Origin of the sequence: Microbacterium sp. p3-SID336 (assembly GCF_025143365.1) — a bacterium.
Lineage (GTDB): Bacteria > Actinomycetota > Actinomycetes > Actinomycetales > Microbacteriaceae > Microbacterium.
In genome coordinates, this window is the sequence record NZ_JALXPE010000062.1 from 1 (window position 1) to 23,360 (window position 23,360).

At 71.2% G+C, this 23,360-nt stretch carries 24 protein-coding genes and 1 tRNA gene; 11 read left to right on the top strand and 14 right to left on the bottom strand.

Annotated elements, in window-relative coordinates:
* Positions 1-9 precede the first annotated feature (9 nt).
* The 3 genes from M3C17_RS15680 to M3C17_RS15690 all read right to left on the bottom strand — a co-directional run bounded on the left by M3C17_RS15680 (position 10) and on the right by M3C17_RS15690 (position 2,681).
* Positions 10-549 (bottom strand): DUF6264 family protein, encoded by a 540-nt coding sequence (locus M3C17_RS15680; RefSeq protein WP_259978832.1) that lies wholly within the window; start codon positions 547-549, stop codon positions 10-12.
* Between the two features lie 295 nt (positions 550-844).
* Complete coding sequence (locus M3C17_RS15685) at positions 845-1,633, bottom strand: IclR family transcriptional regulator (RefSeq protein WP_259978833.1); 789 nt, start codon at positions 1,631-1,633, stop codon at positions 845-847.
* A 1-nt stretch (position 1,634) separates the two neighbouring features.
* The gene (locus M3C17_RS15690) at positions 1,635-2,681 is read right to left on the bottom strand and encodes a 4-hydroxy-3-methylbut-2-enyl diphosphate reductase (protein WP_311198451.1); all 1,047 of its coding nucleotides are present in this window, start codon (positions 2,679-2,681) and stop codon (positions 1,635-1,637) included.
* A gap of 100 nt (positions 2,682-2,781) precedes the next feature.
* On the opposite strand from M3C17_RS15690, the gene xseA reads away from it, so the two are divergent.
* From xseA to M3C17_RS15715, 5 genes are read left to right on the top strand one after another with little or no spacing between them, the layout of a single operon-like run.
* A complete protein-coding gene (xseA, locus tag M3C17_RS15695; RefSeq protein ID WP_259978835.1) occupies positions 2,782-4,059 on the top strand; it encodes an exodeoxyribonuclease VII large subunit in 1,278 nt (425 codons plus the stop codon).
* Between the two features lie 36 nt (positions 4,060-4,095).
* Positions 4,096-4,335: an exodeoxyribonuclease VII small subunit gene (locus M3C17_RS15700; protein WP_259978836.1), complete on the top strand. Its 240-nt coding sequence runs from the start codon at positions 4,096-4,098 to the stop codon at positions 4,333-4,335.
* Positions 4,332-4,976 (top strand): DUF4245 domain-containing protein, encoded by a 645-nt coding sequence (locus M3C17_RS15705; RefSeq protein WP_259978837.1) that lies wholly within the window; start codon positions 4,332-4,334, stop codon positions 4,974-4,976. The genes M3C17_RS15700 and M3C17_RS15705 overlap by 4 nt, the downstream gene beginning before the upstream one ends.
* Positions 4,973-5,647: a carbonic anhydrase gene (locus M3C17_RS15710; protein WP_259978838.1), complete on the top strand. Its 675-nt coding sequence runs from the start codon at positions 4,973-4,975 to the stop codon at positions 5,645-5,647. Before M3C17_RS15705 ends, M3C17_RS15710 begins: the two co-directional genes overlap by 4 nt.
* Positions 5,644-7,038, top strand: coding sequence for an aspartate ammonia-lyase (locus tag M3C17_RS15715; RefSeq protein ID WP_259978839.1), 1,395 nt, complete (start codon positions 5,644-5,646; stop codon positions 7,036-7,038). The genes M3C17_RS15710 and M3C17_RS15715 overlap by 4 nt, the downstream gene beginning before the upstream one ends.
* Before the next feature lie 70 nt (positions 7,039-7,108).
* Here the strand turns inward: M3C17_RS15715 and M3C17_RS15720 are convergent, their stop codons facing one another.
* From M3C17_RS15720 to M3C17_RS15730, 3 genes are all read right to left on the bottom strand, one after another.
* The gene (locus tag M3C17_RS15720; RefSeq protein WP_396820365.1) at positions 7,109-8,491 is read right to left on the bottom strand and encodes a PhoH family protein; all 1,383 of its coding nucleotides are present in this window, start codon (positions 8,489-8,491) and stop codon (positions 7,109-7,111) included.
* 158 nt (positions 8,492-8,649) lie between these two features.
* The gene (locus M3C17_RS15725; protein ID WP_259978840.1) at positions 8,650-9,780 is read right to left on the bottom strand and encodes an aminotransferase class V-fold PLP-dependent enzyme; all 1,131 of its coding nucleotides are present in this window, start codon (positions 9,778-9,780) and stop codon (positions 8,650-8,652) included.
* Between the two features lie 23 nt (positions 9,781-9,803).
* Positions 9,804-10,583: an isoprenyl transferase gene (locus M3C17_RS15730; protein WP_259978859.1), complete on the bottom strand. Its 780-nt coding sequence runs from the start codon at positions 10,581-10,583 to the stop codon at positions 9,804-9,806.
* Between the two features lie 126 nt (positions 10,584-10,709).
* Here M3C17_RS15730 and M3C17_RS15735 point away from each other — a divergent pair, with 126 nt between their 5' ends.
* Positions 10,710-11,411 carry a hemolysin III family protein gene (locus tag M3C17_RS15735; RefSeq protein ID WP_259978860.1) on the top strand — a complete coding sequence of 234 codons (702 nt, stop codon included), beginning with the start codon at positions 10,710-10,712 and terminating at the stop codon, positions 11,409-11,411.
* A gap of 92 nt (positions 11,412-11,503) precedes the next feature.
* On the opposite strand, the gene M3C17_RS15740 is transcribed toward M3C17_RS15735, so the two are convergent.
* Complete coding sequence (locus tag M3C17_RS15740) at positions 11,504-11,770, bottom strand: hypothetical protein (RefSeq protein ID WP_259978841.1); 267 nt, start codon at positions 11,768-11,770, stop codon at positions 11,504-11,506.
* Between the two features lie 92 nt (positions 11,771-11,862).
* Here M3C17_RS15740 and M3C17_RS15745 point away from each other — a divergent pair, with 92 nt between their 5' ends.
* Both M3C17_RS15745 and greA read left to right on the top strand, forming a co-directional pair.
* Positions 11,863-12,249 carry a DUF4307 domain-containing protein gene (locus M3C17_RS15745; RefSeq protein ID WP_259978842.1) on the top strand — a complete coding sequence of 129 codons (387 nt, stop codon included), beginning with the start codon at positions 11,863-11,865 and terminating at the stop codon, positions 12,247-12,249.
* Between the two features lie 97 nt (positions 12,250-12,346).
* Positions 12,347-12,835, top strand: a complete 489-nt coding sequence (greA, locus tag M3C17_RS15750; protein ID WP_259978843.1) for a transcription elongation factor GreA — start codon at positions 12,347-12,349, stop codon at positions 12,833-12,835.
* Positions 12,836-12,901: 66 nt separating this feature from the next.
* Here greA and ilvA read toward each other — a convergent pair whose 3' ends face one another.
* Complete coding sequence (ilvA, locus tag M3C17_RS15755) at positions 12,902-14,131, bottom strand: threonine ammonia-lyase (RefSeq protein ID WP_259978844.1); 1,230 nt, start codon at positions 14,129-14,131, stop codon at positions 12,902-12,904.
* A complete protein-coding gene (locus M3C17_RS15760; RefSeq protein ID WP_259978845.1) occupies positions 14,128-15,324 on the bottom strand; it encodes an AI-2E family transporter in 1,197 nt (398 codons plus the stop codon). Before M3C17_RS15760 ends, ilvA begins: the two co-directional genes overlap by 4 nt.
* A gap of 85 nt (positions 15,325-15,409) precedes the next feature.
* Here M3C17_RS15760 and M3C17_RS15765 point away from each other — a divergent pair, with 85 nt between their 5' ends.
* Positions 15,410-16,669 (top strand): winged helix-turn-helix domain-containing protein, encoded by a 1,260-nt coding sequence (locus M3C17_RS15765; RefSeq protein ID WP_259978846.1) that lies wholly within the window; start codon positions 15,410-15,412, stop codon positions 16,667-16,669.
* Positions 16,666-17,562, top strand: coding sequence for a hypothetical protein (locus M3C17_RS15770; RefSeq protein ID WP_259978847.1), 897 nt, complete (start codon positions 16,666-16,668; stop codon positions 17,560-17,562). Before M3C17_RS15765 ends, M3C17_RS15770 begins: the two co-directional genes overlap by 4 nt.
* Before the next feature lie 10 nt (positions 17,563-17,572).
* On the opposite strand, the gene M3C17_RS15775 is transcribed toward M3C17_RS15770, so the two are convergent.
* From M3C17_RS15775 to M3C17_RS15785, 3 genes are all read right to left on the bottom strand, one after another.
* A complete protein-coding gene (locus M3C17_RS15775) occupies positions 17,573-18,139 on the bottom strand; it encodes a LemA family protein (protein ID WP_259978848.1) in 567 nt (188 codons plus the stop codon).
* An 88-nt stretch (positions 18,140-18,227) separates the two neighbouring features.
* On the bottom strand, positions 18,228-19,541 hold the full coding sequence (locus M3C17_RS15780) for a D-arabinono-1,4-lactone oxidase (RefSeq protein ID WP_259978851.1): 1,314 nt from the start codon (positions 19,539-19,541) through the stop codon (positions 18,228-18,230).
* A complete protein-coding gene (locus tag M3C17_RS15785; protein ID WP_259978853.1) occupies positions 19,538-20,785 on the bottom strand; it encodes an alanine racemase in 1,248 nt (415 codons plus the stop codon). Before M3C17_RS15785 ends, M3C17_RS15780 begins: the two co-directional genes overlap by 4 nt.
* Before the next feature lie 100 nt (positions 20,786-20,885).
* Here M3C17_RS15785 and M3C17_RS15790 point away from each other — a divergent pair.
* Positions 20,886-20,958: transfer RNA gene (locus tag M3C17_RS15790), tRNA-Leu, on the top strand.
* Positions 20,959-20,969: 11 nt separating this feature from the next.
* On the opposite strand, the gene M3C17_RS15795 is transcribed toward M3C17_RS15790, so the two are convergent.
* Positions 20,970-21,944 carry a cation-transporting ATPase gene (locus tag M3C17_RS15795; RefSeq protein ID WP_259978855.1) on the bottom strand — a complete coding sequence of 325 codons (975 nt, stop codon included), beginning with the start codon at positions 21,942-21,944 and terminating at the stop codon, positions 20,970-20,972.
* Positions 21,945-22,161: 217 nt separating this feature from the next.
* Positions 22,162-23,208 (bottom strand): hypothetical protein, encoded by a 1,047-nt coding sequence (locus M3C17_RS15800; protein WP_259978857.1) that lies wholly within the window; start codon positions 23,206-23,208, stop codon positions 22,162-22,164.
* Positions 23,209-23,360: the final 152 nt, after the last annotated feature.

Sequence of the window (23,360 nt, forward strand, 5' to 3'; positions counted from 1 at the left end):
CTCGGGTGCTCAGCCGACGCCGGCCGTCTGCTCCAGGTAGGCGACGAAGGCGGGGTCGGACATCATCGGCACCGCCAGGCACAGCGAGACGATGATCACGGTGATCGCCGCGCCGACGAGCGGCACCCACCAGGTGAGACGCCCTCGGCGGAGGCGACGGATCGAGAGCGCGGCCGTGACGCACCAGCCCAGCGCCAGAACGATCGCGGCGATCGTGCCCCAGGTTCGCCCGAGGTCGTAGTTCGTGAACTCCCCCTCGATACCGAGGATGGTCATGCTCTCGTTCATCACGCGGCCGATGTCGAGGTACGACAGCCCCGTGACGATCACGTTCACCAGCCCGTACGCGAGCAGGGCGATCGTGGCCATGCGGTCGACCGGGTGACGGCGGCCAGCTGTGGGGGCCGATGGCGCGGCAGCAGGTGCGGGCGCGGCAGGTGCCACCGGCGGAGCCGGGGCGACGACCTCATCGACCAGTGGCAGTCCGCGGGCGAGCCGCTGCTCCTCCGGCGTTGCGAGCTCACCGTAACGGGGGCGCTGATCGGTCATCCCGCCATGTTAACGCCGGCACCTCGGCGGAACTCACAGGCAGCGGTGCGTGGAGGCAGCGGGCCCGCACGCAGCGGGCCCCGACACAGCACGCCCCGAAGCAGCAGACCCGGAAATCGACAGCGGCCCCGGAGAAGTGGGGACTTCTCGGGGCCGCGGACGCGGAGCGCTGGGGACGCTCCTCATCCTGGTTGGTCGCCGGCGCTGGGGACGCCTGAGGCGATCAGTAGCGTTCTGTATGCCGCTACTCTTCCGATAGTAGGAAATCCTGGGGGCCCGCACCAGAGCGAGTACTTCAGATAGTGAACTCCGCCTCAGGCCCCGCGTCGAGCGAATCCGCGCCGAGCTGCAGGGAGAGCCGTCGCGCCGTGCGCTGCAGATTGGAGACCAGCTTGCGATCCACGACCGCCTGCTCGGCCGGGAGCGAGATCGCGAGCGAGGCGGTCACCCCGGGAGCGATCACCGGCACAGCCACACAGGTCGCGCCGATCGCGTACTCCTCCTTGTCGATCGCCCACCCCGGCGAGTGCTCCAGCTGGGTCAGCAGGGTGCGGCGGTCGCTGATGGTACGCGGGGTCAGCTCCTCCAGGCGGTGCCGGGAGAGGTAGTCGAGTCGATCCTCGTCCGGGAGGTCGGCCAGGATCTGCTTGCCCAGCGCCGTCGCGTGGGCACTGGAGTGCAGGCCGACCCACAGCTCCACCCGAGGGTTGCGCTCCGCATCCACGATGTCGACCAGGTGCATCTCCCCGTCGGCGAAACGCGAGAGGTAGGCCGTGGCCCCCACGTCCTCCGTCACGTCCCTGAGGGCGGAGCGGACGCGCGCGAGGAACACGCCGCGCGAGTCGATCTGCTGCTGGAACGACGGGAACCGGGTGCCGAGCACCAGACCGTCCGGCTCCGAGCTCAGGTAGCCCTCGTGCACGAGGGTGCGCACGAGGTTGTACGTGGTACCGGGGGTCAGCCCGGTGATCGCGGAGAGCATCTTCGTCGGAAGGGGGCGCGGCGAGTTGGCGACGATGTCGACCAGCCGGAGCGCGCGCTGCACCGACCCGATGAGGGTCGGCTCCGCTTCCGCGGCGCTCAACCTACGCGCCTCCTCCGGCGGATGCGCGGCCACCGAGGGCGCGCGCGTCGCGGTGACCGGTGGCGTCCTGGCGCAGCTCCTTCGGCAGAGAGAACATCAGGTCCTCCTCCGCCGTGCGCACCTCCTCCACGTCGCGGTAGCCCGCGTCGCCGATCGCCTCCAGCACCTCGCGCACCAGCACCTCGGGCACCGAGGCGCCACTGGTCACGCCGACCGTCTCGACGCCGTCGAGCCACTCCTGCTGGATCTCCTCGGCGTAGTCGACCCGGTACGCGGCCTTCGCCCCGTACTCGAGCGCCACCTCGACCAGGCGCACGCTGTTGGAGGAGTTGGCGGAGCCGACCACGATCACCAGATCGGCGCCCGCCGCGACCTTCTTGATCGCCACCTGACGGTTCTGCGTCGCATAGCAGATGTCGTCGGACGGCGGATTGTGCAGCTCGGGGAAGCGCGTGCGCAGGCGGTTCACCGTCTCCATCGTCTCGTCGACCGACAGCGTCGTCTGCGAGAGCCACACCACCTTCGACGGGTCCTTCACCTGGACGGTGTCCGCCTCCTCCGGCGAGTTGACGACCGTGACGTGGTCGGGCGCCTCACCCGCGGTGCCCTCGACCTCCTCGTGCCCGTCGTGCCCGATGAGCAGGATCTCGAAGTCGTCGCGCGCGAAGCGCACGGCCTCGCGATGCACCTTCGTGACCAGCGGGCACGTGGCGTCGATCGCGTGGAGTCCGCGGTCGGACGCGGCGTTCACGACGGCCGGCGAGACACCGTGCGCGCTGAAGACCACGTGCGCCCCCTCGGGGACCTCGTCGACCTCCTCCACGAAGATCGCGCCCTTGGCCTCCAGCTCGGTCACCACGTGGATGTTGTGCACGATCTGCTTGCGCACGTACACCGGGGCGCCGTAGCGCTCGAGCGCCTTCTCGACCGCGACCACCGCGCGATCCACACCGGCGCAGTACCCACGCGGCGCCGCGAGGAGCACGCGCTTGGGTCCGGGCACCGGGTTATCCTGAAGCCGCCCGGCCGCGGCACGCACGCGTGGGATGCGGGGAGCGGGAAGATGAACGGCAGTCGAAGTCACCCTTCGATTCTACCGTCGCGCGGCTGGACGAGGCCGGTGAGAGCCGGGGCAGGGACGGGAGCACATGACAGTCTTCGAAGCGACGACCGGTCCGGGTGAGACCCCGCCGGCGGACGCCGTCGCCCCGCGCGACTCCACCGCGCAGGCCCCCACCTCCGTGGCCCGCCTGAACGCGACCATCCGCGACTTCGTCGCCCGGTGGAACACGGTGTGGGTCGAGGGCGAGATCACGTCGTGGAACGTGCGCGCCGGCAACGTCTTCGCGCGGCTGAAGGACACCCGCTCCGACGCGCAGATCTCGATCCGTCTGTGGTCGAGCGTGCGCGCGCGGGTGCCCTCCGACCTGGGTGTCGGCGACCACGTCGTGGCGGCCGTCAAGGCGGACTACTTCGTGAAGTCGGGCGACTTCAGCTTCGCGGTCTCGGCCATGAAGCACGTCGGTCTGGGCGATCAGCTCGAACGGCTGGAGAAGCTCAGGGTGCAGCTGCGCCAGGAGGGTCTGTTCGATCCGGCGCGCAAGAAGCGGCTCCCCTTCCTCCCGCACGTGATCGGCCTGATCACCGGCGAGCGCTCCGACGCCGAGAAGGACGTGCACCGCAACGCGGAGCTGCGGTGGCCCCAGGTGCGGTTCCGCACGGAGTACGCCGCGGTGCAGGGCGACCGCTGCGTCCCCGAGACCCTGGCTGCGCTGCAGCGCCTCGACGCTGACCCCGAGGTCGACGTGATCGTGATCGCCCGTGGCGGCGGCGACCCGCAGACGTTGCTCGGCTTCAGCGACGAGCGCCTGGTGCGCGCCGTCGCGGCCGCCCGCACCCCGATCGTCAGCGCGATCGGGCACGAGAACGACCATCCGCTGCTGGACGACGTCGCCGACCTCCGCGCCTCGACCCCGACCGATGCGGCGAAGCGCGTGGTCCCCGATGTGGGAGAGCAGCGGGCGCTGATCGCCCAGCTCCGCTCGCGCGCCACGAGCCGCCTGACGCAGCGCCTCAGCCATGACATCGCCCAGCTCGAGCAGCTGCGCTCGCGACCGGTGCTGCGCTCCCCCGATCCTCTGATCGACGCGAGGGCGCAGGAGACCTGGCTGCTGCTGTCGCGGGGTCGCGACGCCGTGCAGCGGCAGCTCGACGACGCCGGCCGCCGCACGAGCGAGCTGCGCGCCTCCCTGCGTGCGCTCTCCCCCGCCGCGACCCTCGCCCGCGGCTACGCGATCGCCTACCTGGACGGCGGCGTGATCCTCCGCGACGCCGCGGATGCCCCCGCGGGCAGTGCGCTCACGATCACGGTGGATCGCGGGTCGGTCGCCGCCCGCTCCGAGGGCGAGATCGCGGAAGGCGCCTGAGCAGGGCGGGTCCGGGGCACGACGTAGGATGGAGGAGTGAGCGCGCTGAACGACACCCCTGTGGACACGCTGTCGTTCGAGGCCGCCCGCGACGAGCTCGTCCGGGTCGTCGCAGAGCTCGAACAGGGCGCCCCCACCCTCGAGCACTCGCTGGCACTCTGGGAGCGCGGAGAGGCGCTGGCCGCCCGCTGCGATGAATGGCTCCTCGGTGCCAAGCGACGACTGGAGGCCGCCAGGGCCTCCGCGGCCGATGAGACCACGGGCGGAGAATCATGAGCAAGGTCCCGGCCATCAACGCCGACCTCGGTCGTCCGGAGACCGCAGAGGAGACCGCCGCGCGCAAGGCCGCCTCCAGCAAGGCCTATCGGTCAAGTCAGACCGTGCGCAACCTCGTCGCCGCCCTCCTCGTCACGCTCGCGGTGGTCTTCGTGATCATCGCCGTCGTGCCTCGCGGAGAGCCGGTGGCGCCGAAGCCGATCGACGTGGCCGGCATCGCCGAGGGCGTGGAGTCCTCGATGGGAGGCCCGGCCATCGTCCCCGAACTCGACGGCTTCTGGCGCGTGAACGCGGCCGAGCTGCAGAGCGGCGCGACCGTGGTGTGGGAGGTCACGCTGGCCCCGGCCGCCGACGAGGAGCGCGGCTTCATCAAGCTCGCCCAGGCGTTCGACGCCGACTCCTCGTGGGCCCCGCAGCGTCTGAACGGCATCGCGCCCACCGACACGACCCGCATCGGCGGCCTGGAGTGGGACGTCTACGAGCCGGGGAGCGCGGGGGCGGACGCCAACGTCACCTACGCGATCGGCACGCAGGCCGGCGACGACTACGTGCTCCTGTACGGCTCCCGGTCGGCGGAATCCACCGCCGAGCTCGCGGAGTCGCTCGTCCCGCAGATCCGCACCGTCTCGGAGGCCCGATGACCCACCCCCTCACGCCCGCAGCCGCCTGGAAGCAGATGCAGGACGGCAACCGCCGCTTCGTGCGCGACGAGCCGCAACACCCGAACCAGAACGTGGCCCGCCGCAAGGATCTGACCGCGGCGCAGCACCCGGTCGCGACGCTGTTCGGCTGCGCCGACTCCCGCCTGGCCGCCGAGATCATCTTCGACCTCGGCCTGGGCGACCTGTTCGTGGTGCGCAACGCCGGTCAGGTCATGGGCGAGTCGATCGTCGCGAGCCTGGAGTACGCCGTGGCCGTGCTGGAGGTGCCGCTCATCGTGGTCCTGGCGCACGACTCGTGCGGTGCGGTCCGCGCCGCGATCGACGGCACCGCGATCGACGCGGCACCGCTCCCCCCGCACATCTGGAAGCTGATCGCTCCGATCGTGCCCGCGGCGCGCAAGGTCCTCGCCGAGAGCGGCGGGCAGACCGTCGCCGACATCGACGCGGAGCGCGTGGGCGAGGAGCACCTGCGCAACACCGTGCACGACCTGCTGCAGTCGTCCGAGATCATCAGCAACGCCGTCGCCGAGGGCCGTCTGGGCATCGTCGGCGCGAACTACCGGCTGGCCGAGGGCGAGGCCGTGCCCGTCATCACGGTCGGCATCGAGACCGAGGGGACCGTCCCCGCAACCAAGGAGGGTTCGGAATGACCGACACCGATTACCGCATCGAACACGACACGATGGGTGAGGTGCGCGTGCCTGTGAACGCGCTCTACGGGGCGCAGACGCAGCGCGCCGTCGAGAACTTCCCGATCTCGGGCAAGGGCCTAGAGCCGGCCCAGATCGCAGCTCTCGCGCGGATCAAGAAGGCCGCGGCGCTCGCGAACAAGGAGCTGGGCACGCTGGACGGCGGCATCGCCGACGCCATCGCGCAGGCCGCCGACCAGGTGGCCGCCGGCACGCACGACGGCGAGTTCCCCGTCGACACCTACCAGACGGGCTCCGGCACCTCGTCGAACATGAACATGAACGAGGTGCTGGCCACGCTCGCCACCCGCATCCTCGGCTCGACGGTGCACCCGAACGACCACGTGAACGCCTCGCAGTCGTCGAACGACGTGTTCCCCACCTCGGTGCACATCGCGGTGACCCAGGCTCTCATCGACACGCTGATCCCCGCGCTCGACCACCTCGCGGTCGCGCTCGAGGCCAAGGCGGAGCTGTGGAAGGACGCGGTCAAGTCCGGCCGCACCCACCTCATGGATGCCACGCCGGTGACCCTCGGCCAGGAGTTCGGCGGCTACGCGCGTCAGATCCGCCTGGGCATCGAGCGCGTGCAGTCCGCCCTTCCCCGCGTGGCCGAGGTCCCGCTCGGCGGCACCGCCGTCGGCACCGGGATCAACACGCCGCTGGGCTTCCCGCAGAAGGTCATCGAGCTGCTCGCCGCCGAGACCGAGCTTCCCATCACCGAGGCGAAGGACCACTTCGAGGCGCAGGCCAACCGCGACGGCCTGGTCGAGACCTCCGGGGCACTGCGCACGATCGCGGTGTCGCTCACGAAGATCAACAACGACCTGCGCTGGATGGGCTCGGGCCCCAACACGGGTCTCGGCGAGCTGCACATCCCGGACCTGCAGCCGGGCTCCTCGATCATGCCGGGCAAGGTGAACCCCGTGGTGCCCGAGGCCGTGCTGATGGTGTGCGCGCGCGTGATCGGCAACGACGCCACGGTCGCCTGGGCCGGAGCATCGGGCTCGTTCGAGCTGAACGTCGCCATCCCGGTCATGGGCACGGCGCTGCTGGAGTCGATCCGCCTGCTGGCGAACGCGTCGCGCGTCCTCGCGGACAAGACCGTCGACGGCCTGCAGGCCAACCTGGAGCGTGCCGCGGCGTTCGCCGGCATGAGCCCCTCGATCGTCACCCCGCTGAACAAGCTGATCGGCTACGAGGCCGCCGCGAAGATCGCGAAGCACTCGGTCGCCAAGGGGATCACGGTGCGCGACGCCGTGATCGACCTCGGCTATGTGGAGCGCGGGGAGCTCACCCTGGAGCAGCTCGACGAGAAGCTCGACCTGCTCTCGATGACGCACCCCGGCTGATCGACTGATCCGCTGAGACGACGGATGCCGCGAGGACCTGGTCCTCGCGGCATTCGTGTCTCCGCCGTCGTCAGCTCAGCTCTCCACCCTCCAGGAGCTCCGTGACGAGGGCGGCGATCGCGGACCGCTCGGACCGCGTCAGGGTGACGTGCCCGAAGAGGTCGTGGCCCTTGAGGGTCTCGATGACGCTGGCGATGCCGTCGTGCCGTCCCACGCGCAGGTTGTCCCGCTGGCCGACATCGTGCGTGAGGATCACCCGGGAGTTCTGCCCCATCCGGCTGAGCACCGTCAGCAGCACGTTGCGCTCCAGCGACTGGGCCTCGTCCACGATCACGAACGCGTCGTGGAGGGACCGCCCGCGGATGTGGGTGAGCGGGAGCACTTCGAGCATGCCGCGCTCGACCACTTCATCGATGACGTTCCCGGAGACCACGGAGCCGAGCGTGTCGTACACCGCCTGCCCCCACGGGTTCATCTTCTCGCCCTGGTCGCCCGGCAGGTACCCGAGCTCCTGACCGCCCACCGCGAACAGCGGGCGGAACACGATGATCTTCTTCTGCTGCTGCCGCTCCAGCACCGCTTCGAGCCCGGCGCAGAGCGCCAGCGCCGACTTGCCGGTGCCCGCACGCCCGCCCAGCGAGACGATGCCCACCTCCGGGTCGAGCAGCAGGTCGATCGCGATGCGCTGTTCGGCCGAGCGGCCGTGCATGCCGAAGATGTCGCGGTCGCCGCGGACGAGACGGAACTCCCCGTCGCCGGTGACCCTGCCGAGCGCCGAGCCGCGCTCCGAGTGGATGATGAGTCCCGTGTTCACCGGCAGCCCGCGCACGTCTTCGCTCAGGCCGACCTCGCTCTCGTACAGGTCGCTGATGTCGTCGCCGGAGAGGTCGAGGCCCGCGATGCCCGTCCACCCCGAGTCGACGGCCTGCTCGGCCAGGTACTCCTCGGCGCGGAGTCCGAGCGAGGCGGCCTTGACCCGCATCGGCAGGTCCTTCGAGACGATCGTGACCTCCTGCCCGTCCTGCGCCAGGTGCATCGCCACGGACAGGATGCGGCTGTCGTTGTCACTGAGACGGATGCCGGCGGGCAGGACGGAGAGGTCGGTGTTGCCGAGCTCGACACGGAGCGTACCGCCCTCGCCCACCTCGACCGGGAAGTCCAGGCGGCCGTGCTCCACGCGCAGGTCGTCGAGGTGGCGGAGAGCCTGTCGGGCGAAGTACCCGATCTCCGGATCGTGGCGTTTGCCCTCGAGCTCGGTGATGACCACGACCGGCAGCACGACGGAGTGCTCGGCGAACCGGAAGAACGCCTGCGGATCGCTGAGCAGGACGGACGTGTCGAGGACGTAGGTGCGCAGATCCTGATCGGGATCGGCGGCCGCCGCTCGTCGCGTCGTCTGACGGGTGGACTGCTGCGCGGTGCTGGTGGTCTGCTGCGCTGAACGTGTGGTCACGACCCACTCCCGACCCGGGGATTCCCGGCTATTCGAACGAGTCGACCAGGGGGTCACGAGTCGCGAACCTGAGGCCGACCCGACCGGGCGCCTTGCCCGATGCCTCGAAGGTACGGCCGCCAGCCGGTTTTCCACGGCCTCGACACGCCAGCGATTCCTTAAGCGACGGTGAACGATTCCCGGCCGAACGCGTCGAGCGTCTCATCCAGCATGCGCAGCGTCTCCGCGTCGGTGCCGGCGTGCGGCGCGATCCGCACAGAATTCCCTCGCGCGGTCACGACCAGTCCGGCGTTCGCGAGGGCGGCGGCCAGGCGTGCAGGCTCCTCCGGGGCGAGGGTCACGATGCCGGCGCGCGCATGCGGCTCGCGCGGAGACACGACCTCGATCCCGTGCCGGTCGGCGGTCGCGATCACCGTGTCGACGTGGTCCGCGAGGCGCTGCTCGATCGCGGCCACCCCGGCGTCGCGCACATCGCGGACGCCGATCGCGAGCCGCCCTGCCGCGAGGGTGTCCGGCACGCTCACGGTGTAGGCCTTCGCGGATGGCGCCGGCGCCGGCAGCTCGTCCACCACCAGGCCGCTCGCCGTCGTGCCCGTGATCCCGGAGAGCACGGGGGCGATGCGCTCGCGGGCACGCGGCGAGAACCAGGCGAAGCCGCTCCCCCGCGCCGCCCTGAGCCACTTGTAGCCGTGCCCCACGACCACATCCGCCGCCGCGTAGTCCGCATCGACGATTCCGAAGGACTGCACGGCATCGACGATCAGCAGCCGGTCGGGGCCGACCACGTCGCGCAGTGCGCCGAGGTCGACGCGGTAACCGGTGCGGAAGTCCACGTGGCTCACGGCGACGGCCGTCACCTCGTCGTCGAGCGCCTCCGCGACCGCGTCGGGTGTGACGCGACCGTCCGGCGGCGTGATCCAGCGCGGAGTCAGGGCCCGATCGGAGGCCGTGGACGCCCGCTCCAGCGTGAGGCTCACGCTCGGGAACTCGGCCGTGCTGGCGATCACCGCACCGGAGACGCCGTACAGCGCGTGCATGAGCCCATGTGTCGACGAGGGCTGCAGCGTGACCTCGTCTGGCGCCGCGCCGAGCAGCTCGGCGATGAGCTCCTGCGCCTGCCCGATGCGCTCTCCGACGAGGGCGAGCGACGAGGGCCGCCCGCTCGCGAGCAGGTCGGCGTCCGCGAACACCTCCTCGCGCACGGAGGGCGACAGAGGCCCGAAGGCCGCCCAGTTCAGGTAGCCGGGTTCGTTGTCGAACGTGCCGACGTAGTCCTCGAGTGCGCTCACGTCGTCATTGTGGCATGCGCCGGCTAGCGTCCGAACCGGCGGTCGCGGTCGGCGAAGTCACGGATGGCACGCAGGAAGTCCACCTGCCGCAGGTCGGGCCCCAGCGCTTCGACGAAATAGAACTCGCTGTGCGCGCTCTGCCACAGCAGGAAGTCGCTCAGCCGCTGCTCCCCGCTGGTGCGGATCACCAGGTCGGGGTCGGGCTGCCCGCCCGTGTACAGGTGCTCGCCGATCATCTCGGGAGTGAGCTGCGCGGCCAGGTCCTCCATGGTGCCGCCGGATGCCTCGTGCTTGGTGATGATGCTGCGCACCGCGTCCACGATCTCGTTGCGACCGCCGTAGCCGACGGCGAGGTTCACGTGCAGTCCCGTGTGGTCCTTCGTGCGCTCCTCCGCGTCCGCGAGCACTCTGGCCAGCTCGGCGGGGAGGATGTCGGAGCGGCCGACGTGCTTGACGCGCCAGTCGCCCTCCTGCGACAGGGCCTCCGCGAGCTCCGCGATGATCTCGATCAGATCCGCGAGCTCGGCCGAGTCGCGCTTGCGCAGGTTGTCGCTGGAGAGCAGGTACAGCGAGACCACCTTGATCCCGAGCTCGTCGCACCAGCCGAGGAACTCGCGCATCTTCGCGGCGCCGGCACGGTGCCCCTCCGCGGGGGTGTCGAATCCGAGCTGTCGCGCCCACCGGCGGTTGCCGTCGATCATCATGGCGACGTGATGCGGGACGGAGGCGGGATCGAGGTGTCGACGCAGCCGGCTGGTGTACAGCCGGTACAGCGGCCCGCGTCCCGGGCTCTCGCGTGACATCACCCACCTACGCTACCCTGCCCGTCCCTTCGCGCGGTGTGCGAAAGCCCGGGACACGTGCCCGACACGGCATGCGCTCCGGCTTAGAGTGAGCACGTGAGCACACCCGATCAGCCCAGCACCGACATCCCCAAGCTGCCGCTGCTCGAAGCGGCAGCGGTCGACGCCGCCACCGAGGTCAAACCGACCTGGCGCGGCTGGATCCACGCGGCGACGTTCCCCGTGGCGATCGTCGCGGGCGTCGTGCTGATCGTGGTGTCGGAGGGCGCGGCGGCGAAGTGGGCGGCGGCGGTCTTCATGGCCACGTCGCTCCTGCTGTTCGGCAACTCCGCGCTCTATCACCGCTTCGACTGGAGCCCCCGGGTGAAGGTCGTCCTGAAGCGGATCGACCACGCCAACATCCTGCTGCTGATCGCCGGCACCTATACGCCGCTCGCCGTCCTGGCGCTGCCCCCGCAGAAGGGGACGGTGCTGCTGATCCTCGTGTGGAGCGGGGCGCTCCTGGGCATCCTGTTCCGCGTCTTCTGGATCCACGCGCCGCGCTGGCTGTACGTCGCCCTCTATCTGCTGCTGGGCTGGGCCGCCGTGATGTACCTCGTCGACCTGCTGAACGCGAACGTGGCGATGATGGTGCTCGTGATCGTGGGCGGCCTGCTCTACACCGGCGGCGCGATCGTGTACGCGCTCAAGAAGCCGAATCCGTGGCCAGGGCACTTCGGCTTCCACGAGATCTTCCACGTCTGCACCGTGCTGGCGTTCCTGTGCCATTGGACCGCATGCCTGCTGATCGCGCTGGCGCCGCTCACGCCCTCGCTCGGCGCGCGGTGAGCCGTGCGGCCAGCGCGCGGTGAGTCAGGGCGTGCGATGATCCGGCGCTCGTGGTGATCCGGCGCTCGTGGTGATCCGGCGCGCGCGGTGAGTCAGCGTTCGCGAGGCCTGCCGTCGGCGTCCGCGTCGGGCTCCGTCGTCCCGCTGGTCTGGGAGCCGCGGGCGTCGGAGTCCACCTGGGCGGCCTGCTCGGCGTCCAGCTCCTCCCTGACCTCTTCGCGGTATCGCACCCGGCGGATGCGGCGGTTCATGTCCCAGATCAGCAGGATCACCGCGACCAGGACGATCACGATCACGGCGAAGCCGGCGAAACCGGGGGTGACCGCCTCCGGCGCCACCGTCATCGAGGGCGTGGGCATCGGAGTCTCGGACAGGAAGCGCATGAATCGGCCTTTCGTACGCAGGTCGCATAACCTGGTATGACCAGCCTAACGACCGGAAGACCCCACCTGTGACGACCGCCATCGAGCTCGACGAACGCTACGGCCGCACCCGGCGACGCCGCACGCCCTGGATCATCGGCGGAGCGATCGCCGTCCTCCTCATCGGCGTCTTCGGCTGGTTCACCGTCGCGCAGTCCATGAGCTCGGTGGACGCCGATGACCTCGGCTTCGAACTGGTCGACGCGCACGCCGTCGACCTGCGTTTCCAGCTCACCGGCGTGCAGGGCAAGGACGTGGTGTGCGTCCTCGAAGCACTCGACGAGGAGTTCGGCGTGGTGGGGTGGAAGGTCGTCGAGATCCCCGCGAGCGACCGCCACTCGCTGACCCGCTCGGAGCGCATCCCCACCGTCGCCGAGGCCACCACAGGTTTGGTGAACACCTGCTGGGTCGCCTAGACTGAACGCAGACAGACGACGCCCCGGCACCGTGCCGGGGCGTCTTGGCATATCCCCCGCGGCATCTCGGGAGGATCCCGAAAGAAGGAGCTTCGTCATGTCCACCGACGCTCAGGTTCCCTTCCTCACGCAGGAAGCGTATGACCGGCTCGTCGCCGAGCTGGAGCACCTCTCCACCTTCGGCCGCGACGAGATCGCCAAGCGCATCGAGGCGGCCCGCGAAGAGGGCGACCTCAAGGAGAACGGCGGATACCACGCCGCGAAGGACGAGCAGGGCAAGCAGGAGGCGCGTATCCGCACCCTGGAGGCGCTGCTGAAGACCGCGAAGGTCGGCGAGGCGCCCGCGAGCCGCGGGATCGTCGAGCCCGGCACCGTCGTCACCGCCGTCGTGGCCGGCGGCGAGGAGGTCTTCCTGCTCGGCAGCCGCGAGATCGCCGCAGGCAGCGACCTGGACGTCTACAGCGAGGCGAGCCCGCTCGGCCAGGCCATCCTCGGGCTCAAGGTCGGGGACTCCTCCTCCTACGAGGCACCGAACGGCCGTTCGATCAGCGTCGAGATCGTGAAGGTCGAGACGTACACGGGCTGAGACCCGTCGCAGACGAACGCACCCCCTCGGCCGTCGGGCCGAGGGGGTGCTGTCGTCCGGGCGCGATCAGTCGGGCACGACGATCGGGTTGAACCCGGCGCGGCGGAGGGTGTCGAGGGTGTGCTCTGAATGCTCAGGGCCGCGGGTCTCGACGCTGAGCTCCAGGATCACGTCGCTGATCTGCAGGCCGTGGCCGTGGCGGGTGTGCATCGCCTCGATCACGTTCGCTCCGGCCTCGGCGATCAGCTCGGAGACCCGGGCGAGCTGCCCTGGACGGTCCGGCAGCGGGATCCGCACCGTGAGGTAGCGGCCGGAGGCGGCCAGACCATGGGACACCACCCGCTGCAGCAGGAGCGGGTCGATGTTGCCGCCGGAGAGGACGGCCATGGTCGTGCCGGTCGCTGCCACCTTGCCGGACAGGATCGCGGCGACGCCCGCCGCACCGGCGGGCTCGACGACCACCTTGGCCTGTTCCAGCAGCAGGACGATCGCGCGCGCCAGGTCGTCGTCGGACACCGTGACGACCTCGTCGACCAGGTCCTTGATGATGCCGAACGGCACGTCCCCCGGACGGGCCACGAGGATGCCGTCGGCGATGGTCGGGCGCGTCACGATGTCGACCGGCTCCCCGGCCTCCAGCGAGGGCGGCACGGCGGCCGCGTTCTCCGCCTGCACGCCGATCACCCGCACCTGTCGACCGAGCTCGGCCGCCCTGGCCTTGACGGCGGCCGCCACGCCGGCGATGAGACCGCCGCCGCCGATGCCGAGCACGACGGTGTCGACCTCGGGCGCATCCTCCAGCAGCTCCAGCCCGAGCGTGCCCTGGCCGATCACGATGTCGCGATGATCGAACGGGTGGATCAGGACGGCGCCGGTGCGCTCGGCGAACTCGGCGGCCAGACGCAGCGAGGTGGCCACCGTCTCGCCCTCCAGCACCACCTCGGCGCCATAGCCGCGCGTTGCCAGGAGCTTGGGCACCGGGACTCCGAGCGGCATGAAGATCGTGGCGGGGATGCCGAGCGCCTGCGCGGCGAGCGCGACGCCCTGCGCGTGGTTGCCCGCCGAGGCCGCGACCACTCCGCGGGAGCGCTCCTCCGCGCTCAGCCGGGAGAGCCGGTACGCGGCACCGCGGATCTTGAACGAGCCGGTGCGCTGCAGATTCTCCATCTTCAGCAGCACGGGCGCTCCGAGCGCGTCGGAGAGCGCCCGTGAGGGGAGGGTCGGTGTATGCGAGATCACCTCAGTCAGACTCTGAGCAGCGTGCTCGAACTCGGTCAGACTGGGGACTGCGCTCATCGATTCCTCCGTGTCCGCTCGCGCGGAACTGTGCTCCAGATCAGGTCTCCACTGGGACCGACGCCGGTGCGCCAGGACCCCGTGCTCAAGGTCACGGCCGCGACGTTCACGAACGCCGCGAGCGGCACCGCGAACAGCGCGCCGGGGATGCCGGCGATCATCGCGCCGCCGGCCACCACCAGCACGACGGCCAACGGGTGCACCTTCACAGCGGACCCCATGAGCAGCGGCTGCAGGATGTGTCCCTCGATCTGCTGCACGGCCAGCACCACGACCAGCATCCACAGCGCGATCCACGGGCCGTTGTAGACGAGCGCGAGGAACACTGCGACGGCACCCGTCACGACCGCACCGACGATCGGGATGAAGGAGCCGAGGAACACCAGCACCGCGACCGGCAGCGCCAGCGGGACCTGCAGCAGGAAGGCGCCGAGGCCGATGCCGATCGCGTCGATCGTCGCCACGAACAGCTGCGTCCTGGCGTAGTTGACGATGGTGGTCCAGCCGTTGCGCGCCGCGCCGTCCACGGCGGGACGCGCGCGACGGGGGAAGACCTTGAGCGTCCAGCGCCAGATGCCGGCTCCATCGGCGAGCAGGCAGATCAGGATGAAGAGAGCGAGCAGGGCACCGGTGGCGACGTGGCCCACGGTCGTGCCGATCGCGAGGGCCCCGGTCCACAGCAGCTGCGCCTGCTCGGAGATGAGGTCGAGCCCCTGCTGCAGGTAGTCGGCGATCTGCGTGTCGGAGAGCTGGAGCGGCCCCTCGTGCAGCCACACCTGGAACTGGTCGAAGGCCTCCGTCGTGCGCTGCTGCACTTCCGGCAGCTGGGCGCGGACCTGCCAGACGACGAGCCACATGAGGCCCGTGACGATGGCGACGGTCCCGATGAGCGAGATCGCGATCGCCAGCCAGCGGGGGAAGCCGCGTCGCAGCATCCAGGAGAAGGCCGGCCACAGCAGTGCCGTGATCAGGATGCCGACCATGAGCGGGATCACGAGCAGCTTGAGCAGCATCACGAGCCAGATGAAGACGCCGATGGCCGCCGCGATGAGCAGCAGTCGCCACGCGTAACTCGCGGTGATGCGCAAGGGCAGCGGAACAGCCTCATCCGCCTCGGTGGTCACGGTGCGGTCGGTCGTCACGGGGCGCGGACGGAACAGATCGCGCAGCCGGGGTCGCTGGTCCTCGCTCATCGCCTCAGTCTACGGTCAAGCCGTATGCCGGTTACGGCATCTTGCGCGCCGGAGCGATGTCGGCTACGCGGGATACGCTGTCGGCGTGACCGACACCCTCAGCGCCACCCAGGCACGACGCATGGCCCTCGCGGCGCAGGGATTCACCCGCGCCCGCCCGTCCGTCGTGTCCAGTCGGCACCTGCACCGCACGATGGAGCGCCTGGGCGTCCTCCAGATCGACTCGGTCAACGTGTTCGCGCGCTCGCACTATCTCCCCCTGTTCTCCCGTCTCGGCGCGTACGAGCCCGCGCTGCTCGACCGCACCTTCCTGTCGCGCACCACGCACTACGTGGAGTACCTCGCGCACGAGGCCACCTTCATCCCGGTCGACGACTGGGCGCTGTGGCGCTTCCGCATGGACGCGTTCCGGCGGCGCTGGGCGACCGACGACTCCTGGCTGAGCAGCAACGCGCGTACGGTGCAGTGGGTGCAGGACGAGCTGCGCGACCGCGGGCCCCTGCGTCCTGCCGACCTGCGTGCGGACGCGCCGCGGGAGCGGGGCACCTGGTGGGACTGGGACGAGGTCAAACTCGCCCTTGAGCATCTGTGGCGCACGGGCGATGTGGCCGTCAGCGGTCGGCGCGGGTTCGAGCGCACGTACGCGCTGGCCGCGCAGGTCATCCCGGCACCGGTCCTCGCCAGGGAGATCCCCCGCGAAGACGCCATCCGCGAGCTGATGCGGAGGGCGGCGCGCTCCAGCGGGGTGGCGACGCAAGCCGACCTCGCGGACTACTACCGCATCCGAGACCGCGCCGCCGTGGGCAGGGCCATCGCTGATCTCGTGGACGCGGGCGAGCTGGAGCCGGTTCACGTCCGGGGTTGGGACCGCGCCGGACGCCCGCTCCCCGCGTGGCGCCACCGAGATGCCGTCCTCCCCCGGCGCGTCGACGCGACCGCGATCCTCACCCCGTTCGACCCGGTGGTGTGGTTCCGTGAGCGCGCCCTGCGGGCCTTCCAGCTCGACTACCGCATCGAGATCTACGTCCCCGCCGCGAAGCGCCGCTACGGCTACTACTCGCTCCCCGTACTCGTGGGCGACCGCATCGTGGCACGCGTCGACCTGAAAGCCGATCGCGCCGCCTCGACGCTGCAGGTGCAGTCCGCGTGGTGGGAGCCGCAGGCGCGAGACGAGGATGCCGCTGCCATCGCCGCCGAGCTGCGGCTCGCTGCCACCTGGCAGGGGCTCGAGCACGTCTCGATCTCGGGCTGGGGCGATGCGACGACGGCGGTGCACGCCGCGCTGGCCGCGGCTCCCGAGCGCGCTGTCCGTCGACACGTGCACGAGCGGGAGAGCGCGGTGTGAGCGTTCGGCTGCGGTGGCTCGTCGGCATCGCCGCGGCGCTGCTCCTGACGGCCGGCGCCGCGTGGCTGTGGTTCGCGACGACACGAGACACCCCGGAGCAGGCCGCGCTGGCGTACCTGCAGGCGCTCGAGTCAGGTGACCCCGCGGCCGTCGCAGAGACCGGCATGGAGGTGCCGGAGACCGCCCTCTCCGCCTTCTCCGCAGCGACCGCCCGGATCGACGAGCCCGAGGTGACGAGCGTGCGCGACACCGCTGAGGGAGCCACGGCCACGGTCTCGTTCCGCCTCGCCGGCGCCGTGCACGAGGCATCCCTGGCGCTGCGGTCCGTGGACGGCCGGTGGGTGGTCGACGGCACCAGCCTCGGCACGCTCCTGGCCACCACCAGCATCGGCGCTGCCGTGGCCGTCGGCGACACCACCGTGGCCACGGGCGAGCCCGCGCCGCTGCTCCCGGCCGTGTACACGGTGACCGCCGCACCGACGGCACTGCTGTCGGGTGAGGCCGAGGCGACCGTGCTCCCGGGAGACACGGCCACGGTGCAGATCACGGCCGGACTGCGGGACGAGGCGACCGCCGCCGCGCAGAAGCAGCTCGAAGCGCACCTCGCCACGTGCACGAGACCCGCGCCGACGCCTCCGGAGGGCTGCGGCATCCGCATCCCCTGGGGCACGGAGTTCCGCGCCGTGACGGAGTTCCGCTATCGCATCGAGCAGTCGCCTGCGCTGACACTCGCCGGGACGGGGTTTACCGCGGACGGGGGCGTGCTGGTGGCCACCGTCACGGGCACCGGCCAGGACGGCTCGGCGCGCACCGCCACCTACCGCACCGACTCCTGGAGCCTGCGCGGAACGGTCGCGTTCACCGCCGACGGCCTGCAGCTCTCGGCGTGGTGACGCCTGCGCGTCAGAACTGCACGCGCGGCGGCTCCGAGATGGCGCCGCTGTCGGCGACCTCGAAGAACTCGCGCTCGGTGAAGCCGAGGCCCTTGGCGAAGAGGTTGTTCGGGAACACCTTGATCTTGGTGTTCAGCTCGCGCACGCCGCCGTTGTAGAAGCGCCGCGCCGCCTGGATCTTGTCCTCGGTGTCGACCAGGGCCTGCTGGAGCTGGAGGAAGTTCTGGCTCGCCTGCAGCTGCGGGTAGGCCTCCGCGACCGCGAACAGGCTGCGCAGCGCCTGCTGCAGATGCCCCTCGGCGATCCCCGCTTCGCCGGGGCCGCTAGCGGAGAGCGTCTCGGCGCGCGCACGGGTCACGTTCTCGAACACGGCTTTCTCGTGCGAGGCGTAGCCCTTGACGGTCTCGATCAGGTTGGGGATGAGGTCCGCTCGCCGCTTGAGCTGCACGGTGATGCCGCTCCATGCTTCGTCCACGCGGACGTTCAGCTGTACCAGCGAGTTGTACGTGGCCCAGAGATAGATGCCGACGAGCAGGATCACCCCGACGACGATCAGTACTGGCACGAGCCATTCCATCAGAGCCCCACCCTTCCTCGTGTTTCTCTCATCCTAGACGCGCAGTCTGCGCGTGGACTGGGCGTGTGAGGCCATCCGTCCCCGTCGATCAGCGACCGAGCACACGGTCCAGGTAGCGGTTCGCGAATCGACGGTCGGGATCGAGCCGGTCGCGGAGGGCGAGGAAGTCGTCGAAGCGCGGATACCGCTCGCGCAGGGTCTCCACGTCGAGCGTGTGCAGCTTTCCCCAGTGCGGGCGCCCGCCGTGGTCGAGCATGATCCTTTCGACCGCCTCGAAGTATGCGGTCGGATCGGCACGCCAGTAGCGGTGCACCGCGATGTAGGCGCTCGCCCTGCCGTATGCGGTCGACAGCCACCGGTCGTCCTCCGCCGCGAAGCGCACCTCGATCGGGAACTCGATGCGCCAGCCCCGTTGCGCGATCAGCGCCTGCACCTCCCGGAACGCGGCGACGACCTCGCCGGCGGGCAGCGCGTACTCCATCTCGCGGAAGCGCACCGTGCGGCTCTGCGTGAGCACGCGATGGGAGAGGTCGGTGTACTCGCGGTCGCCGGTCAGGCGGACGGCGAGCCGGCTGAACGGCGGCGTGATCGCGGGGACGACCTGGCCCGCCGCGCACACCACGCGATAGACGCCGTTGGCCAGCAGCGTCTCGTCCACCCACTTGCCGACCGCGGGGAGCGGGTGCCGCACCGCCGATTCCGGAAGCCGCGACTGCCGCTTGGTGAGGGCGACATCGGTGTGCGGGAACCAGTAGAACTCGAAGTGCTCCGCCGTGGCGACGCGCTCGTCGAGGCTGGACAGCACGTCCTCGAGGGGCGCGGGCTCGTCGACGGCGTGCATGACGAACGTGGGCACGCACTGCAGGGTGACCTCGACGATGATGCCGAGAGCGCCCAGACCCAGCGCCACCGCGGGAAGCAGCTCCGGACTGCTCTGCTCGTCGATGCGGAGGAACTCGCCGGCGGCGGTGATCAGCGTCACGCCGACCACCTGGGTCGCGAGGCCGCCGAACGTCGCACCGGTGCCGTGGGTGCCGGTCGAGATGGCGCCGGCGAGGGACTGCCGGTCGATGTCGCCCAGGTTCTCCATCGCCAGCCCGTACGAGGCCAGCAGCCCGGGGATCCGGTGCAGCCGGGTGCCCGCGAGCAGGGTGACCCGCCCCGTCGAGGTGTCGGCCGAGACGAGACCCTGCAGGTCGTCCAGTTCGAGCAGCACGCCGGGCGCCACCGCGATGCCGGTGAAGCTGTGCCCCGCGCCGACCGCCTTGATCGTGAGCCCCTGGTGCACCGCTGCGCGCACGGCGCGCTGCACGCCCTCCGGGCTGCGCGGACGCTCGACCCGGACGGGCCGGACCGAGGCGGAGCGGCCCCAGTTCTGCCAGGTGCCGCCGATTCTCGTCACAGGAACGCCTTCCCCTCGCCGCGGTACGTCGGCAGCTCGTCGATGACCTCGTCGCCGGACACGAGGTGGTAGTGCGTGACCCGCTCGGCGGGCTCGCCGCTCTTCGCGTGCCGGAACCACACCCGGTCGCCCACGCCGAGGGTCGCCGCGGTGGGGCCCTGCAGCGGCGTCTGCACCTCTCCCGCCGCCTCGCGGGGCAGCGTGCGCAGGTTCGCCGGCCAGACCGGCAGGGGCTGCCGCGAGGGCACCGCCGGGCCCGAGGCGATCCAGCCGCCGCCGAGCACCGTGGCGATGTCGGCCGCCGGGCGCCTCACCACGTCGAACGCGATCGCCGCCGCGGGGGCGGGCCGGAAGGCGCGGTAGCCGTCGAACAGATGGCCGCCGAGCAGCCCGCTGCCGGCGCTCGCCTCGGTCAGGGACTCGTCACTGCCGCTGAACTCCAGCGACCCAGTGCCTCCGCCATTGAGGAACTCGAGCGGGGCGATCCCGCTCACGGCTGCCACGATCGCGGCCCTGCGCGCACGCAGCTCGTCCCGGGAGCGCGACTGGACCAGCCGGATGAGCGCCGTGTCCGGTCCGGCAGCATCGCCCTGGCCCGCGATCTGCGCGTCGTACATCTGCAGCCCGACCAGGCGGAACCCGGGCCGCGCGACGATCCTGCGGGCGAAGGCGGCCACCTCACCTGCCGAGTACAGTGACGACCGGCGGACACCGATGTGTCCGAGGAGGGGCGAGCGCCAGGACGCGTCCACATCGATCGCCACGCGGATCTCCGGCCGCGACCCCGCCGCTGCGACGCTGTCGATCAGGTCGAGGTGCACGGGGTCGTCCACCATCAGGGTGATCCGCCGTGCGGCCCGCTCGTCGCCGAAGAGCCGTTCCAGGCTCGCCCGGTCGACGGTGGGATAGCCGAGCACGATGTCGTCATGCGTCTCGGCGAGCCACAGCGCCTCCTCGAGCGTGAAGGCGAGGATGCCGCGGAAACCCGGCAGACGCAGAACAGCGTCGAGCACCGCGCGCACGCGCACCGACTTCGACGCGACGCGGATGGGCAGGCCACCGGCACGCACCAGCAGGTCCATCGCGTTGTAGCGCAGCGCCTCGCGGTCGATCACGGCGACGGGAGCAGGGAGCTTCCCGGTCGCGGCGGAGAGGCGGGGCCAGTAGCGGCCCGGGTCCTCCCACTCCGGAGCGACCGCGGGGGCACCCTGGTCGGGGCTCAGTTCGTCGGTGAGGTCGAGCACTCCCCCACCCTACGGCCTGAGTGCACTCCGGTTCACCCCTCGCGACACCGCGTCGCAGCCGGGCGGCAGCCGACCCGCGCGACGCTAGGATGGCGGCGCGGCCCCCGTAGCCCAATGGCAGAGGCAGGCGACTTAAAATCGCTTCAGTCTGGGTTCGAGTCCCAGCGGGGGCACGCGCGGGTGCTCAGCGGCCGAAGAGGTCGCCGATGCCGGGGATGCCCAGATCGCCCAGGCGCTCGCCCCAGCCGGACGCGGTCTCCCCGAGGCCGGACACCGCCTCCCCGGCCGAGCCGAGCATCTCCTCGGCGCCTCCGCTGAACGCCTCGACGTCGACCCCGGCGGCGAGCGACTCCAGGTCGACGCCGGCCGCGAGCTGCTCGAAGTCCACGCCGAGGCCGGCCGCCTGCTCGAGCAGCGGTGCCGCCACGGCGCTGAGCACGGCGCCGCCCGCGACGACCCCGAGGAGTCCGACCGCCGCTCCTCCGGCTGCCACCGCCGCGCCCCCGGCCCCCGCTCCGCGTGCCCGGGAGAGCAGCCCGCGCATCCGACCGGGGCGCATGGCTTCCGCCCGACCGGCCGACCGCGCCAGGTCGTCGGCCGACGCCGAGCGCGGATGCTCCTCCCGCGGCAGCTCCTGACGCATACGCGCCGCGAGCAGATCGCGCTGGGCGGGAGTGAGGCGGGCGAACGCCTCCCGATGGAGCTGCTCGACCCGCTGCGGGTCGGCCGTCTGCATCAGATAGTCGTACCGGGCGATGGCCGCGCGGTCGTCGGCGGAAGCGGCGTGACGCCCGCTCGCCGCGGCGACTCCGGCGGCGCCAGCGGTCGGAGCGGGTGGCGGCGTGTACGGACCGGCGGAGTGGCCGCCTGAGCGATGCAGCGGCGCGCCGGCGGACGGCGGAGCGAAGGAGCCCGCCGCATCCCCGGGCGAGCGCGTCGGCCGCTCTTCGGGAGCGCGAGCCGGAGTGGATGAGGCCGACGCGCGCGGTGTGTCCGCGCCTCCGCGCACCGCATCCACCGCGCCGCGGATCATCCCGCTCCAGTCGGTCGATCCCCGGCCTCCGTCGCCGGGACGGGTCGAGGGCGCGCCATTGTGCGCGGTGCTGCCGGAGTCGAGCGCATCGCTGGCGAGACGGATCAGACGGGAGAGCTTCCCCATGGTGGTCCCTTCGTGGGGCGAGCCACAGGAAGGACGACGTGAGGTCGACAGGGGTCTCCCGGCAGCCCGCGAACGGGTGCCAAGGTCTCCTCCGCCCTCGCGGGCCAGCGGGCCGGGACGTGATCGCACGCCCGTAATGACGACTCCGCTGCAGACGGGAGTACTCCCCTTGCGTCGACGACGCTATCGACGACAGCTGTGGATCCGCTCCACGCGATCACCGCAGACCGTCGAGCACCTCGAGCACGTCGTCGTGGATCCCTACGAAGGCGGCGCGGATCTCCGCCGCCCCGTCCTCCGTCGCGAGCGCAGGAACCGTGAGCCGGAGCGACCCCAGCGGCAGGGTCGCGGCGGACTCCCGCGCGCACAGACCGCCGAAGCCCTCGGGAGTCGGGCCTGACGCCTCCGCGAGGACCAGCTGATCGCACAGGACACGGGCTGCGCCCAGCAGGGACGCGGCCGCTCGCAGGTCACTTCGCGCGGTCTCCGTGCAGTGCAGGCGATCGCGGACGACGCGCATCAGCCGACGCGAGTGCGGCGTCGCGAGCTCCCGCCGCGACCGGATGCGCCAGCGGTCGTCCGCTCCCTCGGGCGCTTCGTAGGACACGGGCTCGCCGTCCCTCACGTGGATCACCGGGAGCCGCCGCGGCGTGGGGAGCGGCTCCCCGCACCACCACGACGCAGGCGGCGCGGTCTCCGGCAGGAACGCCGTCGCCGCAGCCTCGTCCACGCTCCGATCGTGACGACCCGCGTGCACCTGGACCAGGCTCGGGTTGCTCGCGTAGTGCGCAAGTCCGCGTGCCCTGGCGAAGCGGAGCAGCGCCTCCCCCTCGTTCGACATGGCGCGAGGGTCCGCGGCGTCGGCGAACTCCGCAGCCGCGTCGGCGGGAAGCACGGTGGCGATCGGCGTGAGAGTCTTTCCCGGCGGTGTCACCCACGGCCGTCCCGCGAACGCGGCGATGCGCACGGCATGGGACGCATACGAGTCCCACGGGGTGAACATGCTCAGCATGGCGTCGGGCTGAGCGGCCACCGCGGCGTGCAGCTGCGCGAGCAGATCGGGGTGCGGCACCGCGTCACCATGAAGCACCAGGTGGTGACTGGCGCGACGCATCCAGGGTCGCCAGGACGGCCGATCCCGGCGACGACGTGAGGACGTCTCGGCCGGCTCCGCGACCACCTGCACCGCCGCGCCATCGAGACGGAGCGCCAGGTCCTGTGCCCTCACCTCGGTGCCGGGGCGAGCCGGGATGGACACGCTCACCGTGGGAGCCGATCCCCCGCAAAGCGACGTCACCTGACCTCCTCGCATCGTCGGCCGCGCGCACGACGGCGTCGACCGTTCCCCGTCACCCCGTCGAGCGTACAATGTGAAATGTTACGTCGCCAACTCGGTCGACCGACCGGCGTCGCTCG